The 16,185-nt window shown below is 46.3% G+C and carries 17 protein-coding genes; all 17 read left to right on the top strand.

From position 1 onward, the window contains the following. Positions 1-8: 8 nt before the first annotated feature. Positions 9-1,001 carry a PhoH family protein gene (locus tag UM402_RS04995; RefSeq protein ID WP_058579396.1) on the top strand — a complete coding sequence of 331 codons (993 nt, stop codon included), beginning with the start codon at positions 9-11 and terminating at the stop codon, positions 999-1,001. After that, the gene (ybeY, locus tag UM402_RS04990; protein WP_058579397.1) at positions 998-1,483 is read left to right on the top strand and encodes an rRNA maturation RNase YbeY; all 486 of its coding nucleotides are present in this window, start codon (positions 998-1,000) and stop codon (positions 1,481-1,483) included. The genes UM402_RS04995 and ybeY overlap by 4 nt, the downstream gene beginning before the upstream one ends. Then, complete coding sequence (gene corC / locus UM402_RS04985) at positions 1,483-2,364, top strand: CNNM family magnesium/cobalt transport protein CorC (protein ID WP_058579398.1); 882 nt, start codon at positions 1,483-1,485, stop codon at positions 2,362-2,364. The genes ybeY and corC overlap by 1 nt, the downstream gene beginning before the upstream one ends. After that, positions 2,364-3,875 (top strand): apolipoprotein N-acyltransferase, encoded by a 1,512-nt coding sequence (gene lnt, locus UM402_RS04980; RefSeq protein WP_058579399.1) that lies wholly within the window; start codon positions 2,364-2,366, stop codon positions 3,873-3,875. The genes corC and lnt overlap by 1 nt, the downstream gene beginning before the upstream one ends. A gap of 102 nt (positions 3,876-3,977) precedes the next feature. Beyond that, a complete protein-coding gene (locus UM402_RS04975) occupies positions 3,978-4,175 on the top strand; it encodes a hypothetical protein (RefSeq protein WP_053952792.1) in 198 nt (65 codons plus the stop codon). A 35-nt stretch (positions 4,176-4,210) separates the two neighbouring features. Beyond that, positions 4,211-6,787 carry a leucine--tRNA ligase gene (gene leuS, locus UM402_RS04970; RefSeq protein WP_058579400.1) on the top strand — a complete coding sequence of 859 codons (2,577 nt, stop codon included), beginning with the start codon at positions 4,211-4,213 and terminating at the stop codon, positions 6,785-6,787. Between the two features lie 41 nt (positions 6,788-6,828). Continuing rightward, positions 6,829-7,278: an LPS assembly lipoprotein LptE gene (gene lptE / locus UM402_RS04965; protein ID WP_273267852.1), complete on the top strand. Its 450-nt coding sequence runs from the start codon at positions 6,829-6,831 to the stop codon at positions 7,276-7,278. Between the two features lie 11 nt (positions 7,279-7,289). Continuing rightward, positions 7,290-8,372 carry a DNA polymerase III subunit delta gene (holA, locus tag UM402_RS04960; RefSeq protein WP_058579401.1) on the top strand — a complete coding sequence of 361 codons (1,083 nt, stop codon included), beginning with the start codon at positions 7,290-7,292 and terminating at the stop codon, positions 8,370-8,372. After that, a complete protein-coding gene (nadD, locus tag UM402_RS04955; RefSeq protein ID WP_058579402.1) occupies positions 8,369-8,998 on the top strand; it encodes a nicotinate-nucleotide adenylyltransferase in 630 nt (209 codons plus the stop codon). Before holA ends, nadD begins: the two co-directional genes overlap by 4 nt. 72 nt (positions 8,999-9,070) lie before the next feature. Next, on the top strand, positions 9,071-9,391 hold the full coding sequence (gene rsfS, locus UM402_RS04950; RefSeq protein ID WP_053952796.1) for a ribosome silencing factor: 321 nt from the start codon (positions 9,071-9,073) through the stop codon (positions 9,389-9,391). Then, the gene (rlmH, locus tag UM402_RS04945) at positions 9,392-9,862 is read left to right on the top strand and encodes a 23S rRNA (pseudouridine(1915)-N(3))-methyltransferase RlmH (RefSeq protein ID WP_053952797.1); all 471 of its coding nucleotides are present in this window, start codon (positions 9,392-9,394) and stop codon (positions 9,860-9,862) included. Between the two features lie 11 nt (positions 9,863-9,873). Beyond that, complete coding sequence (gene mrdA / locus UM402_RS04940) at positions 9,874-11,769, top strand: penicillin-binding protein 2 (RefSeq protein ID WP_058579403.1); 1,896 nt, start codon at positions 9,874-9,876, stop codon at positions 11,767-11,769. Then, complete coding sequence (gene rodA / locus UM402_RS04935; protein WP_058579404.1) at positions 11,756-12,871, top strand: rod shape-determining protein RodA; 1,116 nt, start codon at positions 11,756-11,758, stop codon at positions 12,869-12,871. Before mrdA ends, rodA begins: the two co-directional genes overlap by 14 nt. A 15-nt stretch (positions 12,872-12,886) precedes the next feature. Continuing rightward, positions 12,887-13,852: a lytic murein transglycosylase B gene (gene mltB, locus UM402_RS04930; protein ID WP_058579405.1), complete on the top strand. Its 966-nt coding sequence runs from the start codon at positions 12,887-12,889 to the stop codon at positions 13,850-13,852. Further along, positions 13,839-14,660: a septal ring lytic transglycosylase RlpA family protein gene (locus UM402_RS04925; protein WP_058579406.1), complete on the top strand. Its 822-nt coding sequence runs from the start codon at positions 13,839-13,841 to the stop codon at positions 14,658-14,660. Before mltB ends, UM402_RS04925 begins: the two co-directional genes overlap by 14 nt. A gap of 68 nt (positions 14,661-14,728) precedes the next feature. Beyond that, positions 14,729-15,889: a D-alanyl-D-alanine carboxypeptidase family protein gene (locus UM402_RS04920; protein WP_053952802.1), complete on the top strand. Its 1,161-nt coding sequence runs from the start codon at positions 14,729-14,731 to the stop codon at positions 15,887-15,889. A gap of 11 nt (positions 15,890-15,900) precedes the next feature. Next, positions 15,901-16,167, top strand: coding sequence for a DUF493 family protein YbeD (gene ybeD, locus UM402_RS04915; protein ID WP_053952803.1), 267 nt, complete (start codon positions 15,901-15,903; stop codon positions 16,165-16,167). Positions 16,168-16,185: the final 18 nt, after the last annotated feature.

Genomic DNA, 16,185 nt, shown 5'->3' with positions numbered 1-16,185 from the left:
GGAATCGATTGAGTCCACAAACGCAAACGCTAGATTTTGAATTGGAGCCGACGGATTCTCGTCGGCTTTCTAACCTCTGCGGGCCTTTAGATGAGAACCTGCAGCATATAGAGCGCCGCCTGGGCGTTGAAATTACCCATCGTGGTCACCAGTTCCGTCTAATTGGCAATGCCAAAACCGTTTCTTCGGTACATCAGCTGCTGCTGGATTTATATGTCGATACTGCGCCAATGAAAGGTCGTGACGGCCAAATTGAACCAGAGCAGGTACACCTTGCCATTCAACAAGCCAAGGTACTTGAACAAGATGGCGACAAAGGCGACCCAGCCGCGGAAAAGATGACACATATTAAGACCAAACGAGGTCTTATTAAGCCACGCAACCATAACCAGGCTGAGTACGTCAGGGCCATTTTGGCACACGATGTGAACTTTGGTATTGGGCCTGCCGGAACGGGTAAAACATACCTAGCCGTTGCTTGTGCCGTTGACGCGCTTGAGCGACAGGAAGTTCGCCGTATTTTACTCACCCGTCCTGCAGTCGAGGCGGGTGAAAAGCTCGGGTTCTTACCCGGTGACTTAGCGCAAAAGGTAGACCCCTATTTAAGACCGCTTTATGACGCTCTATTTGAAATGCTTGGCTTTGAAAAAGTTGAAAAGCTCATTGAAAGAAACGTCATTGAAGTGGCACCACTGGCTTATATGCGCGGTCGTACTCTAAACGACGCCTTTATCATTCTGGATGAAAGTCAAAACACCACCTGCGAACAAATGAAAATGTTCCTGACACGTATTGGCTTTAATTCACGAGCGGTAATTACCGGCGATATTACACAGGTCGACTTGCCACGTGGACAACGCTCTGGCTTAAGACACGCCATTGAGGTTCTAAATAAAGTGTCCGATGTGAGCTTTACGTTCTTCCAGGCCGGCGATGTCGTCAGGCATCCGGTTGTTCAGCGTATTGTTCAGGCCTACGACGAGTTCGATAAACGTTCATGAGTAAAGTCACGGTCGATTACCAAATAGCAGAAGGTATAGAGTCTGCCCCGGAAGAGTCGATTATAGTAACCGCAATTAACGCGGTTGCTGACATACTTGCGCTCGACAAGCCTTTAGAAATGACGGTTAGAGTTGTAGCCGATAAAGAGGCCGCACAACTCAATCATCAATTCCGAGAGAAAGACTACCCCACGAATGTGCTTTCATTTCCGTTTGCAAGTCCTGTGGAGCTGCCAGTGCAATTACTGGGCGATTTGGTCATCTGTCAAAGCGTGGTTGAACGTGAGGCAAAAGAGCAGCATAAGTCATCCATCGCCCACTGGACGCACATGGTAATACACGGTACTCTGCACCTCTTAGGTTACGACCATATACAAGAAGAAGATGCGGTCGAAATGGAAGCTTTAGAGCAGAAAGTTATGGCCTCTCTCGACTATCCAGACCCATACGAAATTACAAGCAACACGGAGCAAACACTTTAATGAGCGACGACAACCCCCACTCAGCCAACGGCTCGTCGGGTAAATCTTGGGCAGCCAAGTTATTACAAATATTCACCGGTGAGCCGAAAAGCAGAGAAGAACTCGTCGATTTAATACAGGACGCCGAAGAACGCGACCTGATTGATAACGATACCAAGGAAATGATTGAAGGTGTCCTGGACGTTGCTGAACTCAAAGTTCGCGACATTATGATCCCGCGCTCACAAATGGTCACCATCGATGTGCACCAAAGCGTTGAAGAGTTTCTGCCTATCGTTATCGAATCACAGCACAGCCGCTACCCTGTTGTCACTGATAACAAAGACCAGGTAGAGGGCATTCTTCTGGCAAAAGACTTGCTCAGCTATGGCTTTAACGCCACTGACGAAGAGTTTTCGCTAGACAAAGTTATGCGCCCTGCTGTTATTGTTCCAGAAAGCAAACGTGTTGACGTTTTACTGAAAGACTTTCGCTCAAACCGCTACCATATGGCTATTGTTGTCGATGAGTACGGCGGTGTCTCAGGGCTTGTTACGATAGAAGATATTCTCGAAGAAATTGTCGGCGAAATTGAAGATGAAACCGATATCAATGAGAATGACGACAAACAAAACATTCGTCGCTTAAGCCCGACTCGATACTCAGTTAAAGCATTAACCACTATTGAAGACTTTAACGAGTACTTTAAGTCAGAATTCAGCGACGAAGAGCACGACACAGTAGGCGGCTTAATCGCCCATGGCTTTGGGCATCTTCCACAAGCTGGAGAAGAAATTACCTTAGGCAATTTCACTTTCCGTATTACTAACGCCGACAAACGACGGATTCAACAACTTCAAGTAAGCATTCAAGAAGTCGAGTCTTCGGAGAACGCCGAATAATGAAGAAACGCTGGGGGAGTAAACTTAACTCTCTGTTCTTGCTTTTGTCTGGAGCATCTTTAACTCTGGCATACTCCCCTTTCAACTGGCATTGGTTGCCTTTTATTATTTTACCTTTGGTCCTGAAAGTCATTTGGCCAATGGCTCCGAAGCGAGCTTTTTATGCGGGGTTAACCTTTGGCTTTGGCTGGTTTACCGCAGGGTTGAGTTGGATTTACGTTAGTATTGACCAGTATGGTGGTTTACCAATTTACGCCACCCTTCTTATTCTCCTGCTGCTGTTTCTTTACTTGTCCTTATTTCCTGCACTTGCATTCGGGCTTTGGCAAAAATTGTCACACCGAAGCATACAGTGGCGTTTCTCACTTCCTCTTATTTGGCTGGGCTTTGAGTTACTTCGGGGCTGGCTGTTCACAGGCTTTCCATGGCTTAGTCTTGGCTACACGCAAACCGACGGTGTATTTGCCAATTTAGCCCCTCTGGTTGGCGAATCTGGCATTACTGTCGCCTTATGGCTAACAGCACTGTCTATTTTAATGGCTGTAAAATATCATCGTCCACTACTCTTAATTGTGCCACTTGTATTACTCACGGTTTCAAACTTAAGTTACAAATTGCAGCCTACCTGGCGAAGTACCGAGTTAACCAGTGTACTGTTGGTACAAGGCAACATTCAGCAGTCACTGAAATGGCAAGCCGAACAGCAGTGGCCAAATATTCTGCGTTATCTCGACTTAACGCGACCTAAATTCAATCATGATATTGTGATTTGGCCTGAGTCTGCGGTAACCGCTTTAGAGCCCTATGCGCAGGACGTTCTGAACACGATGGAACAATCTGCGTCGGTTAACGACTCAGCGTTAATTACTGGCATTATCGATTACGACAGACTCAATGACGCCTTTTATAACAGTGTTATTGTGCTTGATGATGACACCTACCAATATGGTGGCGAAAACCGTTATCAAAAACACCACTTGCTCCCAATTGGTGAATTCGTGCCTTTTGAAGACATTTTGCGTCCAATAGCTCCGCTGTTTAATTTACCCATGTCCTCTTTTAGCCGGGGCGGCTATCAGCAGCCTAACCTGGAAGCAAATAACAGAAAGCTGTCTATGGCCATTTGCTACGAAATAGCCTTTCCGCAGCAGGTTCGGGACAATACCTTTGAAGACACTGACTTTTTGGTCACTATAAGTAATGACACTTGGTTTGGCGACTCTCACGGGCCTTGGCAACACATGCAAATATCCCGAATGCGAGCGCTTGAATTGCAGCGCCCTCTTTTACGGGCAACGAATAACGGTGTCACTGCTATTGTCGATGAGTTTGGTCAGTTTATCGAAAAAGCTCCGCAATTTAAGGCTGCAACCGTTTCAGCCGAGCTTTACCCAGTTAATGGCGATACTTGGTACAAGCGGTTTGGTTTATGGGGCGCTTTTATACTTGCGCTTTTAGGACTGCTTCCCGCGGGATTGACAAAAGCCCGTAATAAGCGATCTCAAGCGTAGTCATAACGCCCTAAAATCAGTACACTAGTAGGCTGTGTGTTCAGTGTGTCAGCAGAGCCTATATCTGCAGTTATTATTTGTACTTTCTACAGGAATATCATTATGGAAAATATTTTCGATGCTATTTTGTTTGCCGTTCTGGTTGCCGCTGGTGGTTTAGGCCTAAGCAGCTGGTTGATGCTATTTGGTATCGATAAGTCTGCCCCTGCAGAAGTGAAACAACGTTCTGTATTTGAGTATGGCTTTTTTGGTTTAGCAGGCATCGTTGTCATGCTTGTCATGTGGTACGCCATCAGTTAATTCACTTTATTGCACCAACGGAAGTAAGCAGGACTATGCAAGAACAATATAACCCCAACAAAATTGAAACTGCTATGCAAAAACGCTGGCAGGAGCAAGACGTTTTTACCGCAAAAGAAGAACCGGGCAAAGACAAGTTCTACTGTTTATCAATGTTTCCTTACCCCAGCGGTAAGTTACACATGGGACACGTCCGTAATTACACGCTCGGCGACGTCATTAGCCGTCACCAGCGTATGTTAGGTAAAAATGTGCTACAGCCAATGGGTTGGGATGCGTTCGGCCTGCCTGCTGAAAATGCCGCTATCCAAAACAAAACGGCTCCCGCTAAATGGACCTATCAGAACATCGACTACATGCGCGACCAGCTGAAAAGCTTAGGCTTTGGCTATGACTGGAACCGCGAAGTAGCAACCTGCTCGCCCGACTACTACCGTTGGGAGCAATGGTTCTTTACCAAGCTTTATGAAAAAGGTTTGGTTTATAAAAAGAACGCCACTGTGAACTGGGACCCTGTCGATCAAACGGTTTTAGCAAATGAGCAAGTTATTGACGGAAAAGGCTGGCGCTCCGGTGCGACCGTAGAGCAAAAGGAAATTCCACAGTGGTTTATAAAAATCACTGACTACGCAGAAGAGTTGCTAGACGATCTTGACCAACTCGACGGTTGGCCAGAGCAAGTTAAAGCAATGCAACGTAACTGGATTGGACGCTCAGAAGGTGTCGAAGTCGACTTTTCTGTCAATGGTTATGAGCAACCTCTCAAAGTCTATACCACCCGTCCTGACACTATTTATGGCGTCACTTATATGGGCGTTGCCGCTGGTCACCCGCTGGCAAAAGAAGCCGCCAAAAACAATAGCGAGCTGGCTGCCTTCATAGAAGACTGCAAGAACAATAAGGTCGCTGAAGCTGATATCGCTACCATGGACAAGCTGGGCATGGATACTGGCTTTAAAGCAGTGCACCCTATGACAGGCGAGGAAATTCCAGTATGGGTCGCTAACTTCGTGCTGATGGATTATGGCTCAGGCGCTGTAATGGCAGTACCAGCCCACGACCAACGCGACTGGGAATTCGCAACCAAATATGACTTGCCGATAAAACCAGTTATTGAGCCTTTATCCGGCGATAATGACATTGCTAAAGCGGCTATTACGGAAAAAGGCACAGTCATCAATTCTGATCGTTTCAACGGGTTAAGCTCAGCAAATGCTTTTGACGCCATAGCGAAAGAACTCAATGAGAAAGGAATCGGCGAGAAAAAAGTGAATTATCGCCTAAGAGACTGGGGAGTTTCGCGCCAGCGTTACTGGGGCACACCCATTCCTATGCTGAACCTGGAAAATGGTGAGTCTGTACCTGTTCCTGAAGAACAACTGCCGGTGAAATTACCAGAAGATGTCGTTATGGATGGTGTTAACTCACCAATCAAGTCTGATCCCCAATGGCGTAAAACTGAATATAACGGTATGCCGGCTGAGCACGAAACCGATACCTTTGATACCTTTATGGAGTCATCCTGGTATTACGCTCGCTATTGCAGTGCGCAAACTCATGACGCGATGTTAGATCCTGAGAAAGCAAACTACTGGCTGCCGGTGGATCAATATATTGGCGGTATTGAGCATGCGATACTGCATTTACTGTACGCTCGCTTTTTCCACAAACTGCTTCGTGATACCGGCTTAGTCGAGTCTGACGAGCCGTTTAAGCGCTTGCTGTGTCAGGGTATGGTGTTAGCAGACAGCTATTACCGTGATACCGAAAAAGGTGGTAAAGAATGGTTCTCGCCGCTGGATGTTGATGTTCAACGCGACGAAAAAGGCGCTATTTCAGGGGCTACATTAAAAGCGGACGGTAAACCCGTTGAAGTCGCCGGCATGAGTAAAATGTCGAAGTCTAAGAATAACGGTATTGACCCGCAAACCATGGTAGAACGATACGGTGCTGACACCGTGCGCTTGTTTATGATGTTTGCGGCACCACCAGAAATGACATTGGAATGGTCTGATTCTGGTGTTGAAGGCGCTCAGCGTTTCCTACGTCGTTTGTGGAAACTCACTTTCGATTTTATTAACGCCGGTGGCTATGTCTCTGGTGAAACGTTGAATTCTCAGCAAAAGAACTTACGCCGTGAGCTGCACAAAGCTATAGCCAAAGTCAGTGATGATATGGGTCGCCGCCAGCATTTTAATACGGCTATTGCGGCTATTATGGAGTTACTGAATCACCTTCAGAAAGCCCCCATGGAAACATCTGCCGACCGTCAGGTGCTAGGTGAAGCCATTGATGCTGTCGTTCGTATGCTAGCCCCTATTACACCACACATTTGTGAACAGCTTTGGATTGAGCTCGGTCATGAAGAACCATTGTCGTTTACTGCATGGCCAGATGTCGACGAAAGCGCTTTGGTTGAAGATGAAAAGCTTATCGTGGTTCAAATAAATGGGAAGGTTCGCGCCAAGCTGACCGTTCCTGCTGACGCTTCTGCCGAGCAAGTCGAACAACAAGCATTCGACGATGAGTCAGTGCAAAAGCACATTGAAGGGAAAGACATACGTAAGAAAATCTACGTTCCCGGCAAAATTCTCAATATTGTTGTTGGTTAATGACGATGAGAATAATGAGCCGGCTACTACTGAGTCTAACAATGTTAGCCACACTCTCAGGGTGTGGCTTTCAGTTGCGTGGTGACTACCAGTTGCCTCCCAACCTGGACTCAATGGCATTACACTCTAATGTGTCAAAAGAGCTAGCCTCGCAAATGGAACAGCGATTAGTACACTCGGGTATTAACGTCGTAGAAAGCGGCAGTAGTTATCAGTTAGCTCTACTTTCTGACAAGCTCGAACGCCGCACCCTGTCATTATTCGAAAGCGGACAGGTGGCAGAATACGAGTTACTTTACCAAGTGAACTATCAGCTCTTAAAAGACGACCAAGTATTAGTCGAAAGAACTGCTGAAGTTGCCCGCGACTACCAGGACGACCCAAACTTTGCCCTGGCAAAAACCCGTGAGCGTGAAATGTTGGTTAACGAAATGCGGGCTGAAGCATCGCGAATTATCCTTCAGCAAATTGTCTCTGAACTGTCGCAATAACGGAGCGTTAAGTGCAGACCTTGTATCCCGAACAACTCAACCAGTACCTTGAACGCTCGGGCGTTCCTCCCGTACTGCTGCTGTTCGGCGATGACTTACTGCTGCGCATGGATGCTATAGATTCTATCCGCCAGCACTTTGGTCAGGATGCTGAAAAGTACCATTGGATACAATCAAAAGACTTTGACTGGAAGCAACTCAGTGAGCTTGAACAGTCAATGAGTTTGTTCGGTAGTAACACACTCATCGAACTCGAACTCCCTGAAAACAAACCCGGTAAAGAGGGCTCAAACGCTTTACACAGCTATGCAAGCCAGCTTCCGGAAAACCATACTCTTGTGGTCATTGGCAGTTATTTAAAAAAAGAACATCAAAACAGTCGTTGGTTTAAGTCGTTATCTCAGCATGGGCCTTTAATAAGAACGCAAAGCCCCGATAAAGGCCGACTCCCCGCCTTTATTCATAAGCGAGCTCAAAAATACCAGTTACAGCTAGCAAACGGTGTTCCTGAGTTATTGTCGGATTGGTTCGAGGGGAATCTACTAGCACTCGATCAGGAACTTCGTAAATGGCAACTGCTCAGTGACTCGGGCATTATCACTCAAGATTTTCTGACCGATGCCAGCAGTGATTCCAGCCGCTTTAATGTATTCGCCTTACAAGAAAGTATTCAGGCCGGTAATTATAAAGAAGCTCTGCACAGACTTACGCGTTTACTTGATGAAGAAAACGACTTTCACCGTTTTGCCTGGATTTTGCAAAGAGAAGTGCAACTGCTGACTACCCTTAAAAACAGTGGTAACAACCTTGATGTCTCTGCTGTTTTTCGCCGTAATATGATTTGGTCCAACCAACAACCTGGCTATATGAAGCGCGCAGAATCTTTGTCTATAGACGCTTTGCATCAGTTACACTACCTAATCGAACGCTTAGAAATGGCATTAAAACAGGACAGCGGTGAATCTCCGCTAATATTAACTGTTCATTTGCTCGGGCTGCTTTGCCAGCAAGGCGCGAACCACTTAAACACTACCGAGTATTTAAACACTTTCTCTCAACCATTTCAGACTGAACGTTCTTTTATTTCACTATGATTCGGGCATTCTTCGGTGGCACTTTTGACCCTATCCATAACGGTCATTTAAAAACTTCCAGCGCACTGATGAAAGAACTCGGAATAGACCGGCTTGCGTTTATGCCTAGTGCTATTCCCCCACATCGTACGCAGCCAGAAGCTTCAGCTGAACAGAGACTCGACATGGTTAAGCTTGCTTGCAAAGACTATCCCGGTTTTGAGGCTGAAGACTGGGAGTTACAACAATCACGCCCTTCCTATACTACAGCCACACTCGCTGAGTTTTCTGAACGCTTTCCTAACGATACACTTGTTTTTGTTATGGGAATGGACTCGCTGATGAGCCTGAATCGTTGGCACAAATGGCGGGAAATCGTTCAATATGCGCATATCGTAGTGATGCCTCGCAGTGGTGTGCCTTTCGCGCCACAAGGTAACGAGCTTGAAACTTTTATAGCTCAACACAGAGTTAACCAACCGAGCGACTTAGAAAGTGCCAAAAACGGCAAGCTTTATATTGCCCAAACTCCTCTTATCGACATTTCCGCAACCGAACTTCGCGAACAGTTACACAAACGCCCTGCGTCGCCGCCAATTCCTGAATCTGTTTACAAGTACATTAAAGAAAACAAACTGTATTTGTAGCTGAACAGAGCCGCGATAATCTGTTAAACTTAGCGGTTGAAACAAAACTTAAAATCGAATGGAGACCCTCCTTTGCAGGCAGAAGAATTACGCGATTTTGTCATTGATAAAATTGAAGATATAAAAGCTCGTGACATACAAGTTCTTGATGTGCACGATAAAACCGACGTTGCTGATTTTATGGTCATTTGCTCGGGTAGCTCTAAAACACACGTTAAGAGCATTGCCGAGTACCTGGCAACGGAAGCCAAGCATGCTGGCTTCCCACCTATTGGAATTGAAGGTGGTGAGCAGTCGGAATGGGTCTTAGTTGACCTGGGTGATGTGGTTTTACATGTTATGCAGGAAACCATCCGCGACTTTTACCAATTAGAAAAACTTTGGGGTCAGTAAGTGCACATTCAATTACTTGCGGTTGGCACCAAAATGCCAACCTGGGTAAAAGAAGGTTTTGACCAATACCAGAAGCGTTTCCCAAATGACTGTAAGCTTGTTTTGACCGAAATTGCGGCTCACAAACGCACCAAAAAGGCCGATGTGAACCGAATAATGCAAGAAGAAGGCAAGGCGCTTATTCAGGCTATCCCCAAAGGCAATAAAGTCATTACACTAGAAGTTAACGGAAAAGCCTGGGACACACCTAAGCTGGCAAAGCAACTCTCGGCCTGGCAAATGGATGGTCGCGATGTTACGTTGCTGGTTGGTGGTCCTGAAGGTTTATCAGATGAATGTCTGTCATTGGCAGAGCAGCGTTGGTCGTTATCGAATTTAACTTTGCCGCACCCAATGGTTCGATTAATTGTTGCGGAAAGCCTTTACCGGGCATGGAGTTTGAATAATAATCACCCTTATCACAGAGAATAATAACGATAATAATGCGCCAGCGCACAACCATACGTGATCACGAAGCCGAATCTGCTATTTTTGCCCGCCGTGCGATGGTCGCTATCGTTATTGTTGTGGCCGTCTTTGTGCTGTTGGCTTCCAACATGTTCCACTTGCAAGTCAGTGAGCACAACGAACTGCAAACCCGCTCTAACGACAACCGCATAAAGCTTGTGCCTTTAGCCCCTAATCGAGGGCTTATTTACGACAGAAATGGCGTTCTTCTGGCTGAGAACAAACCCATATACAGCATTGATGTGACCCCGGAAGAAGTCAATGATCTCAATGCAACACTTTCGCAATTACAAAGTTTACTGGGCTTTTCAGATGATGTGCTCCAACAGTTCGAACAAAACCTAAAGAGTCAACGTCGCTTTAATAATGTCCCGCTTCTGGATAACGTCAGTGAAACAGACCTGGCAATTTTCGCCGCACACCAACATAAATTCCCCGGGGTTAGCCTGGAAGCCCGACTTATTCGAAGTTACCCGTATGCAGACTTGTTGACTCATGCCGTTGGTTACGTCGCAAAAATTAATCAGCAAGACGTTAACCGCCTTAAAGAGCAAGGGGAGCTTGCAAATTATGCTGCCAGCCGAACCATCGGCAAACTGGGCATTGAGAAATATTATGAAAAACAACTACACGGCACGGTCGGTTTCCAGAGTGTTGAGGTCAATAACCGCGGACGAGCTGTTCGCACGTTAAGTACTGAGGCACCCGAGCCTGGTATTGATGTTATTCTTGAACTCGATATTGAACTACAGAAAAAAGCGGTTGAACTACTGGGAGAAAATCGAGGCTCTATTGTTCTCATGGACAATGAAACTGGTGGAATACTAGCTATGGCAAGCACTCCAAGTTACAACCCTAACTGGTTCGTCAATGGTATTTCTGTTAAACAGTATCGCTCTTTATTAACCTCAAAAAACAGCCCTTTATTAAACCGTGCGACTCAAGGAGCTTACCCTCCTGCCTCCACGGTAAAGCCACAAATTGCATTATTAGGTCTTGAGGACGGTACTATCACCAAAGATACCCGAATTTGGGATCCGGGCTGGTTTGAAATTAAAGGTGTGGATAGACGCTATCGAGATTGGCTGGCCTGGGGTCACGGCTGGGTTGATGTTACCACGGCCATAACCGAAAGCTGCGATACCTTCTACTATGATATGTCACTGAAGTTAGGCATCGATAAAATGTCAGATTTTATGACTAAATTTGGCTTTGGAGAGATTACCGGGCTCGATATTCACGAAGAAGTGCCTGCCCTCATGCCGTCTCGCGGTTGGAAAAGAGCCCGTTTTGGCCAGCCATGGTATGCTGGTGAAACATTATCTGTCGGAATTGGCCAAAGTTACTGGACCGCAACGCCCATGCAGCTAGCGGTTGCTACAGCTATTGTCGCCAATGAAGGTGAGTACGTCATTCCCCGCTTGCTGCGCGGCACCATAGACGAAGGGCAAGTGTCTGAAGCATTAATTACTCATAATAAACCGATAGAGCTTAACAATACGTCGAACTGGACAGTCATTAAAAACGCCATGAAAATGGTCAATATGGATGACACCGGTACCGCCCGTTCAGCCTTTAAAGACGCTGAATACAGCTCAGCCGGGAAAACAGGTACGGCGCAGGTTCGAAGCCTCGGAGAAGACGAAGAATATAACGCAGAAGACATCGCAGAGCGCTATCGCGATAACGCCATGTATGTCGGCTACGCCCCCGCAACTGACCCTAAAGTGACTATTGTTGTTGCTATTGAAAACTCACTCGGCGGTGGCGGTAGTGTTGCAGCTCCCGTTGCGCGGAGAATGCTCGATGAATGGCATTCACGTTACATGATAAACGACAACGATCAGGCAAATCATAATGCTGACAACTGAAGAGAGACAGCGGAACCCGCTGCTGAAAAAAATTCACATTGACGGACCATTGTTTCTGGCTCTTGTTGCCCTTTCTGTTGTCAGCTTGTTCGTAATTTTTAGTGCGTCAGGCCAGGACATGGCCATGATGCAACGCCAATCTATTCGAATTCTGGCGTCTTTTGTTGTCCTTTTCGTTCTGGCGCAAATTCCGCCCCGGGCATTAAGCCGCCTGGCGGTTCCATTATTTATTGCTGCTGTGCTTCTACTCGTTGCCGTTCTTGCTTTTGGAGAAATGGGCAAAGGTGCACAGCGCTGGCTTGATGTTGGCCCCGTAACGATACAACCTTCAGAAATTATGAAACTGGCAATGCCGTTAATGCTTGCCTGGTATATGGATAGACGGCAAATCCCCCCCACTCTGACACACTTGTTTGGTGGTCTCATTCTGGTATTGGTTCCCACCCTACTAATAGCTAAACAACCCGATTTGGGGACCTCTTTAATTGTTGCCAGTGCAGGCCTTTTTGCCATTTTTCTGGCCGGTCTCAGTTGGCGGTTGGTGATGACCGCCGGCGTTGCCGCTGCGGCTTTTGCTCCGGTACTCTGGTTTTATCTCATGCATGACTACCAGCGTGAACGTGTCCTGACCTTTTTAAATCCGGAGCGTGATCCTCTGGGGAGCGGTTATCATATTATTCAGTCACAGATAGCAATAGGCTCTGGCGGAATTGACGGTAAAGGATGGCTGCAGGGAACGCAGTCGCAGCTCGAGTTTCTTCCCGAGCGACACACCGACTTTATCTTTTCAGTATTCAGTGAGGAGTTCGGCCTGACAGGTGTCGTTTTACTCTTAGCTCTCTACGGCTTTGTTATTTTGCGCGGGCTTATCCTCGCTATGCGTGCTCAGGATATATTCAGCAAGTTATTAGCAGGCTCTATAACGCTTACCTTCTTTGTGTATGTTTTTGTAAATATTGGTATGGTTTCAGGACTCTTACCCGTTGTTGGGGTACCATTACCGTTAATTAGTTACGGTGGCACCTCAATGGTGACGCTAATGGCAGGCTTTGGCATATTAATGTCGATAGCCACTCACCATAGGCTCATCATTAATAATTAAAACAAGAGGCAGGTTATGCGTTTATTAGCAGGTATTGCGTTATCTATTTTCAGCATGAGTCTGGCAGCACAAGACAACATTCCAAGTGTCGATGAGTTTATTGAAGAGCAGGCTCAGCAACACAATTTAGATAAAGCCCAACTAAAGCAATGGCTGGCAAAAGCTAAGGTAAACGACGATGTTCTTGAGGCCATTCAGCGCCCCTGGGAAGCAAAACCCTGGTATCAGTATTACCCAATATTTTTAACCGAGAAGCGACTCAAAGCCGGTTTGAAGTTTTGGAAAAAACACGAAGCTACCCTGCAAAAAGCAGAGCAAAAGTATGGCGTTCCGGCGCAAATTATTGTCGCTATTATTGGCGTAGAAACCTTTTACGGTAACTACATGGGGAAATACTCCGTACTGGACTCTTTATATACTCTGGGTTTTCATTATCCTCCTCGGGCCAAATTCTTTCGTTCGGAGCTTGGTGAGTTTTTCCAACTGGCTTCTGAAGAAGGCTGGGATATTAACTCAGCCAAAGGTTCTTATGCCGGCGCAATGGGTTATGGTCAGTTTATTTCGTCCAGTTACCGTTATTACGCAGTTGACTTTGACGGCGACGGTGAACGCAACTTATTAACCAACCCAGTCGATGCAATAGGCAGTGTTGCAAATTACTTTGCCAAGCATAAATGGCAAGCCGGACAACCCGTTGCTCAACCGCTTAGTGATGATGGCAACTGGTCAACAGTAGCCAGTGAAGGTATGAAGCCAAACACGTCTCGCAAGGAGCTGGTTGATAAGGGGTTTGATTTACCAAATCATGAAGCAGTAAGCCCGGAAACAAACGTCCGTGTCTTTGAGTTTGAAACGGAAGAGTCTGCAGAGTATTGGCTAGGGTACGATAACTTTTATGTCATTACTCGCTATAACCATAGCCCTCTTTACGCTATGGCGGTTTACCAATTTAGTGAACAGCTTCGCAATGCGCGCCAATAAGTTACTCTTCAGCTCGTTAATAGTAATTCTGGTTGCCGGGTGTAGCTCTTCGCCTTCAGGGCGATACAGTCAGCATCACGACAGCGCACCAACCCGGCTTCCAACACAAGCCGAGCTTCGAAATGCGGTGCCTGTACCGGAGCCGCACAGTCCTCAAGGTAATCGGGACTATGAGGTATTTGGTAAGCAATATCAGGTTATGGATAGCGCTCAAGGGTTTGCTGAAGAAGGCTATGCCTCTTGGTATGGCAACAAATTTCATGGTCACCTGACATCGAACGGTGAATATTACGATATGTACAGTATGACAGCTGCTCATACTCGGTTGCCTTTGCCCACTTATGTCAAAGTGACCAACTTAACCAACAACCGCAGTGTCATTGTCAGGGTCAATGACCGCGGTCCTTTCCACCCCGAACGGGTTATTGATTTATCGTTTGCGGCGGCTTATAAACTCGACATGCTGGATTCCGGCACCGCCCCTGTGCGAGTCGAAGCCATCAACCTGGAAACACCGCTCGCTAGTGCCGGTGAGCAAGCTAAAGCATCGTCCTATCACATTCAACTCGTGGCTTCCTCGGATAAACAACGCCTGTCGCAGATAAAAGACCATTTACCGACACAGTTTAAAGAAATTGCAACTACTGAACAAAATAATGGTCTATACAAATTAGTATTAGGGCCAGTGCCTGAGCATGAAAGCCATGATTTGCTCGAGCAAGTCCGAGCCAATGGCTACCCAAAGGCGTTTCGTGTAAAAGCACTGCAAAACAGTGCTGCTGCGCCTGACGGAACAGCTCAGAACTGATATAATCCAGCGCTATTTAAAACTCGTGTTTCACATTTTGTTTCACACTGACTAATAAGATAATTCCAATGAAAAAGATTTGTCGTTTTTTTGCTATCGTTGCCATTACCTTTAGTACAGCTAGCTTTGCAGCTGCTCAGTCGCTAGTGCCAAATGCACCGTCTGTTAATGCAAAAGCTTATATTTTAATTGATCACACAACGGGCAAAGTATTGGCTCAAGGCAATGCTGACGAAAGTTTACCACCAGCCAGCCTGACAAAAATGATGACAAGTTACATCATTGGTAAAGAAATTCTCTCGGGTCGTATATCCCCGAATGATCAGGTCACGATTAGTGAAAATGCCTGGGCGAAGAACTTCCCAGAGTCGTCCAAAATGTTTATAGAAGTTGGTAAGCAAATTTCTGTAGAGCAGTTAAACAAAGGTATTATCATTTCTTCAGGAAACGACGCCTGTGTAGCAATGGCGGAACACATTGCTGGTAGTGAAGACGCATTTGCTGACCTTATGAACAACTACGCTCAGCAGCTTGGTATGTCGAACAGTCATTTTGCAAACAGCCATGGGTTACCAGACCCGGACCAGTATGTGTCAGCAAGAGACATGGCAACCCTGGCGAGTGCGTTAATTGAAGAAACGCCAGAAGAATACGAGTTATACGCACAGAAATCATTTACGTTTAACAACATTAAGCAATACAACCGCAACTCTTTACTTTGGGACAGAAGCTTAAACGTCGATGGCATTAAGACCGGTCATACAAATGAAGCAGGTTACAGCCTGGTCTCTTCTGCTGTCGAAGACGGAACCCGTCTTATCGCAGTTGTAATGGGAACCAATAGCGAACAAGCACGCAAAGTAGAAAGCAAAAAGCTTCTGAACTACGGCTTCCGTTACTACGAAACCGTAAAAGCGTATGAGGCCGGTGAGAGCTTTGTCGCGCATCGAATTTGGGGCGGCGACATTGATGAAGTACCGCTTGGTATTAGCGAAGATGTGGTTGTTACTTTACCGCGTGGTCAAAAAGACGAGTTAAAAGCTAACTTCGAATTGGACCAAAAGCTACAAGCACCACTAAGCAAAGGTCAGAAAGTTGGCACTGTATATTTACAGCTTAATGGCGAAGATGTTGCATCATTCCCGTTAGTTACCTTACAAGCTGTTGAGGAAGGCGGCTTTTTCAAAAAAATCATGGACTATATTAAGCAACAGTTTAGTGAAGAATAAAGGTTTACGTCATGCAAAAAACGCGCTTTGATAAACTGGTAGACTTTCCGACGCGCTTCACGTTTAAAGTGATGGGCGTCGCTACTGAGAGCTTGCCAGATCAAGTAGTAGCCGTACTCCAGGAGCATGCCCCAGGAGATTACACCCCATCTGTTAAACCGAGCAGCAAGGGGAATTATCACTCAGTTTCTGTTTCCGTCCGTGTGGAAAGTCAGGAACATATTGAAGTACTGTACCGCTCACTGTCCGATATTGATGACGTTCGCTACGTACTTTGATGTAACGACTAGCCGTTA

It is taken from the genome of Idiomarina sp. OXR-189 (assembly GCF_034373425.1).
Classification (GTDB): Bacteria; Pseudomonadota; Gammaproteobacteria; order Enterobacterales; family Alteromonadaceae; genus Idiomarina; species Idiomarina zobellii.
This window is presented reverse-complemented; position numbering and strand designations above follow the sequence as displayed.

Coding starts and splice junctions, on each gene's coding strand:
- mltB (WP_058579405.1), top strand. CDS start 12,887: ATGCGTTTATTAGCAGGTATTGCGTTATCTATTTTCAGCATGAGTCTG.
- ybeD (WP_053952803.1), top strand. CDS start 15,901: ATGCAAAAAACGCGCTTTGATAAACTGGTAGACTTTCCGACGCGCTTC.
- corC (WP_058579398.1), top strand. CDS start 1,483: ATGAGCGACGACAACCCCCACTCAGCCAACGGCTCGTCGGGTAAATCT.
- nadD (WP_058579402.1), top strand. CDS start 8,369: ATGATTCGGGCATTCTTCGGTGGCACTTTTGACCCTATCCATAACGGT.
- lptE (WP_273267852.1), top strand. CDS start 6,829: ATGTTAGCCACACTCTCAGGGTGTGGCTTTCAGTTGCGTGGTGACTAC.
- UM402_RS04975 (WP_053952792.1), top strand. CDS start 3,978: ATGGAAAATATTTTCGATGCTATTTTGTTTGCCGTTCTGGTTGCCGCT.
- UM402_RS04920 (WP_053952802.1), top strand. CDS start 14,729: ATGAAAAAGATTTGTCGTTTTTTTGCTATCGTTGCCATTACCTTTAGT.
- lnt (WP_058579399.1), top strand. CDS start 2,364: ATGAAGAAACGCTGGGGGAGTAAACTTAACTCTCTGTTCTTGCTTTTG.
- mrdA (WP_058579403.1), top strand. CDS start 9,874: ATGCGCCAGCGCACAACCATACGTGATCACGAAGCCGAATCTGCTATT.
- UM402_RS04925 (WP_058579406.1), top strand. CDS start 13,839: ATGCGCGCCAATAAGTTACTCTTCAGCTCGTTAATAGTAATTCTGGTT.
- rodA (WP_058579404.1), top strand. CDS start 11,756: ATGCTGACAACTGAAGAGAGACAGCGGAACCCGCTGCTGAAAAAAATT.
- leuS (WP_058579400.1), top strand. CDS start 4,211: ATGCAAGAACAATATAACCCCAACAAAATTGAAACTGCTATGCAAAAA.
- ybeY (WP_058579397.1), top strand. CDS start 998: ATGAGTAAAGTCACGGTCGATTACCAAATAGCAGAAGGTATAGAGTCT.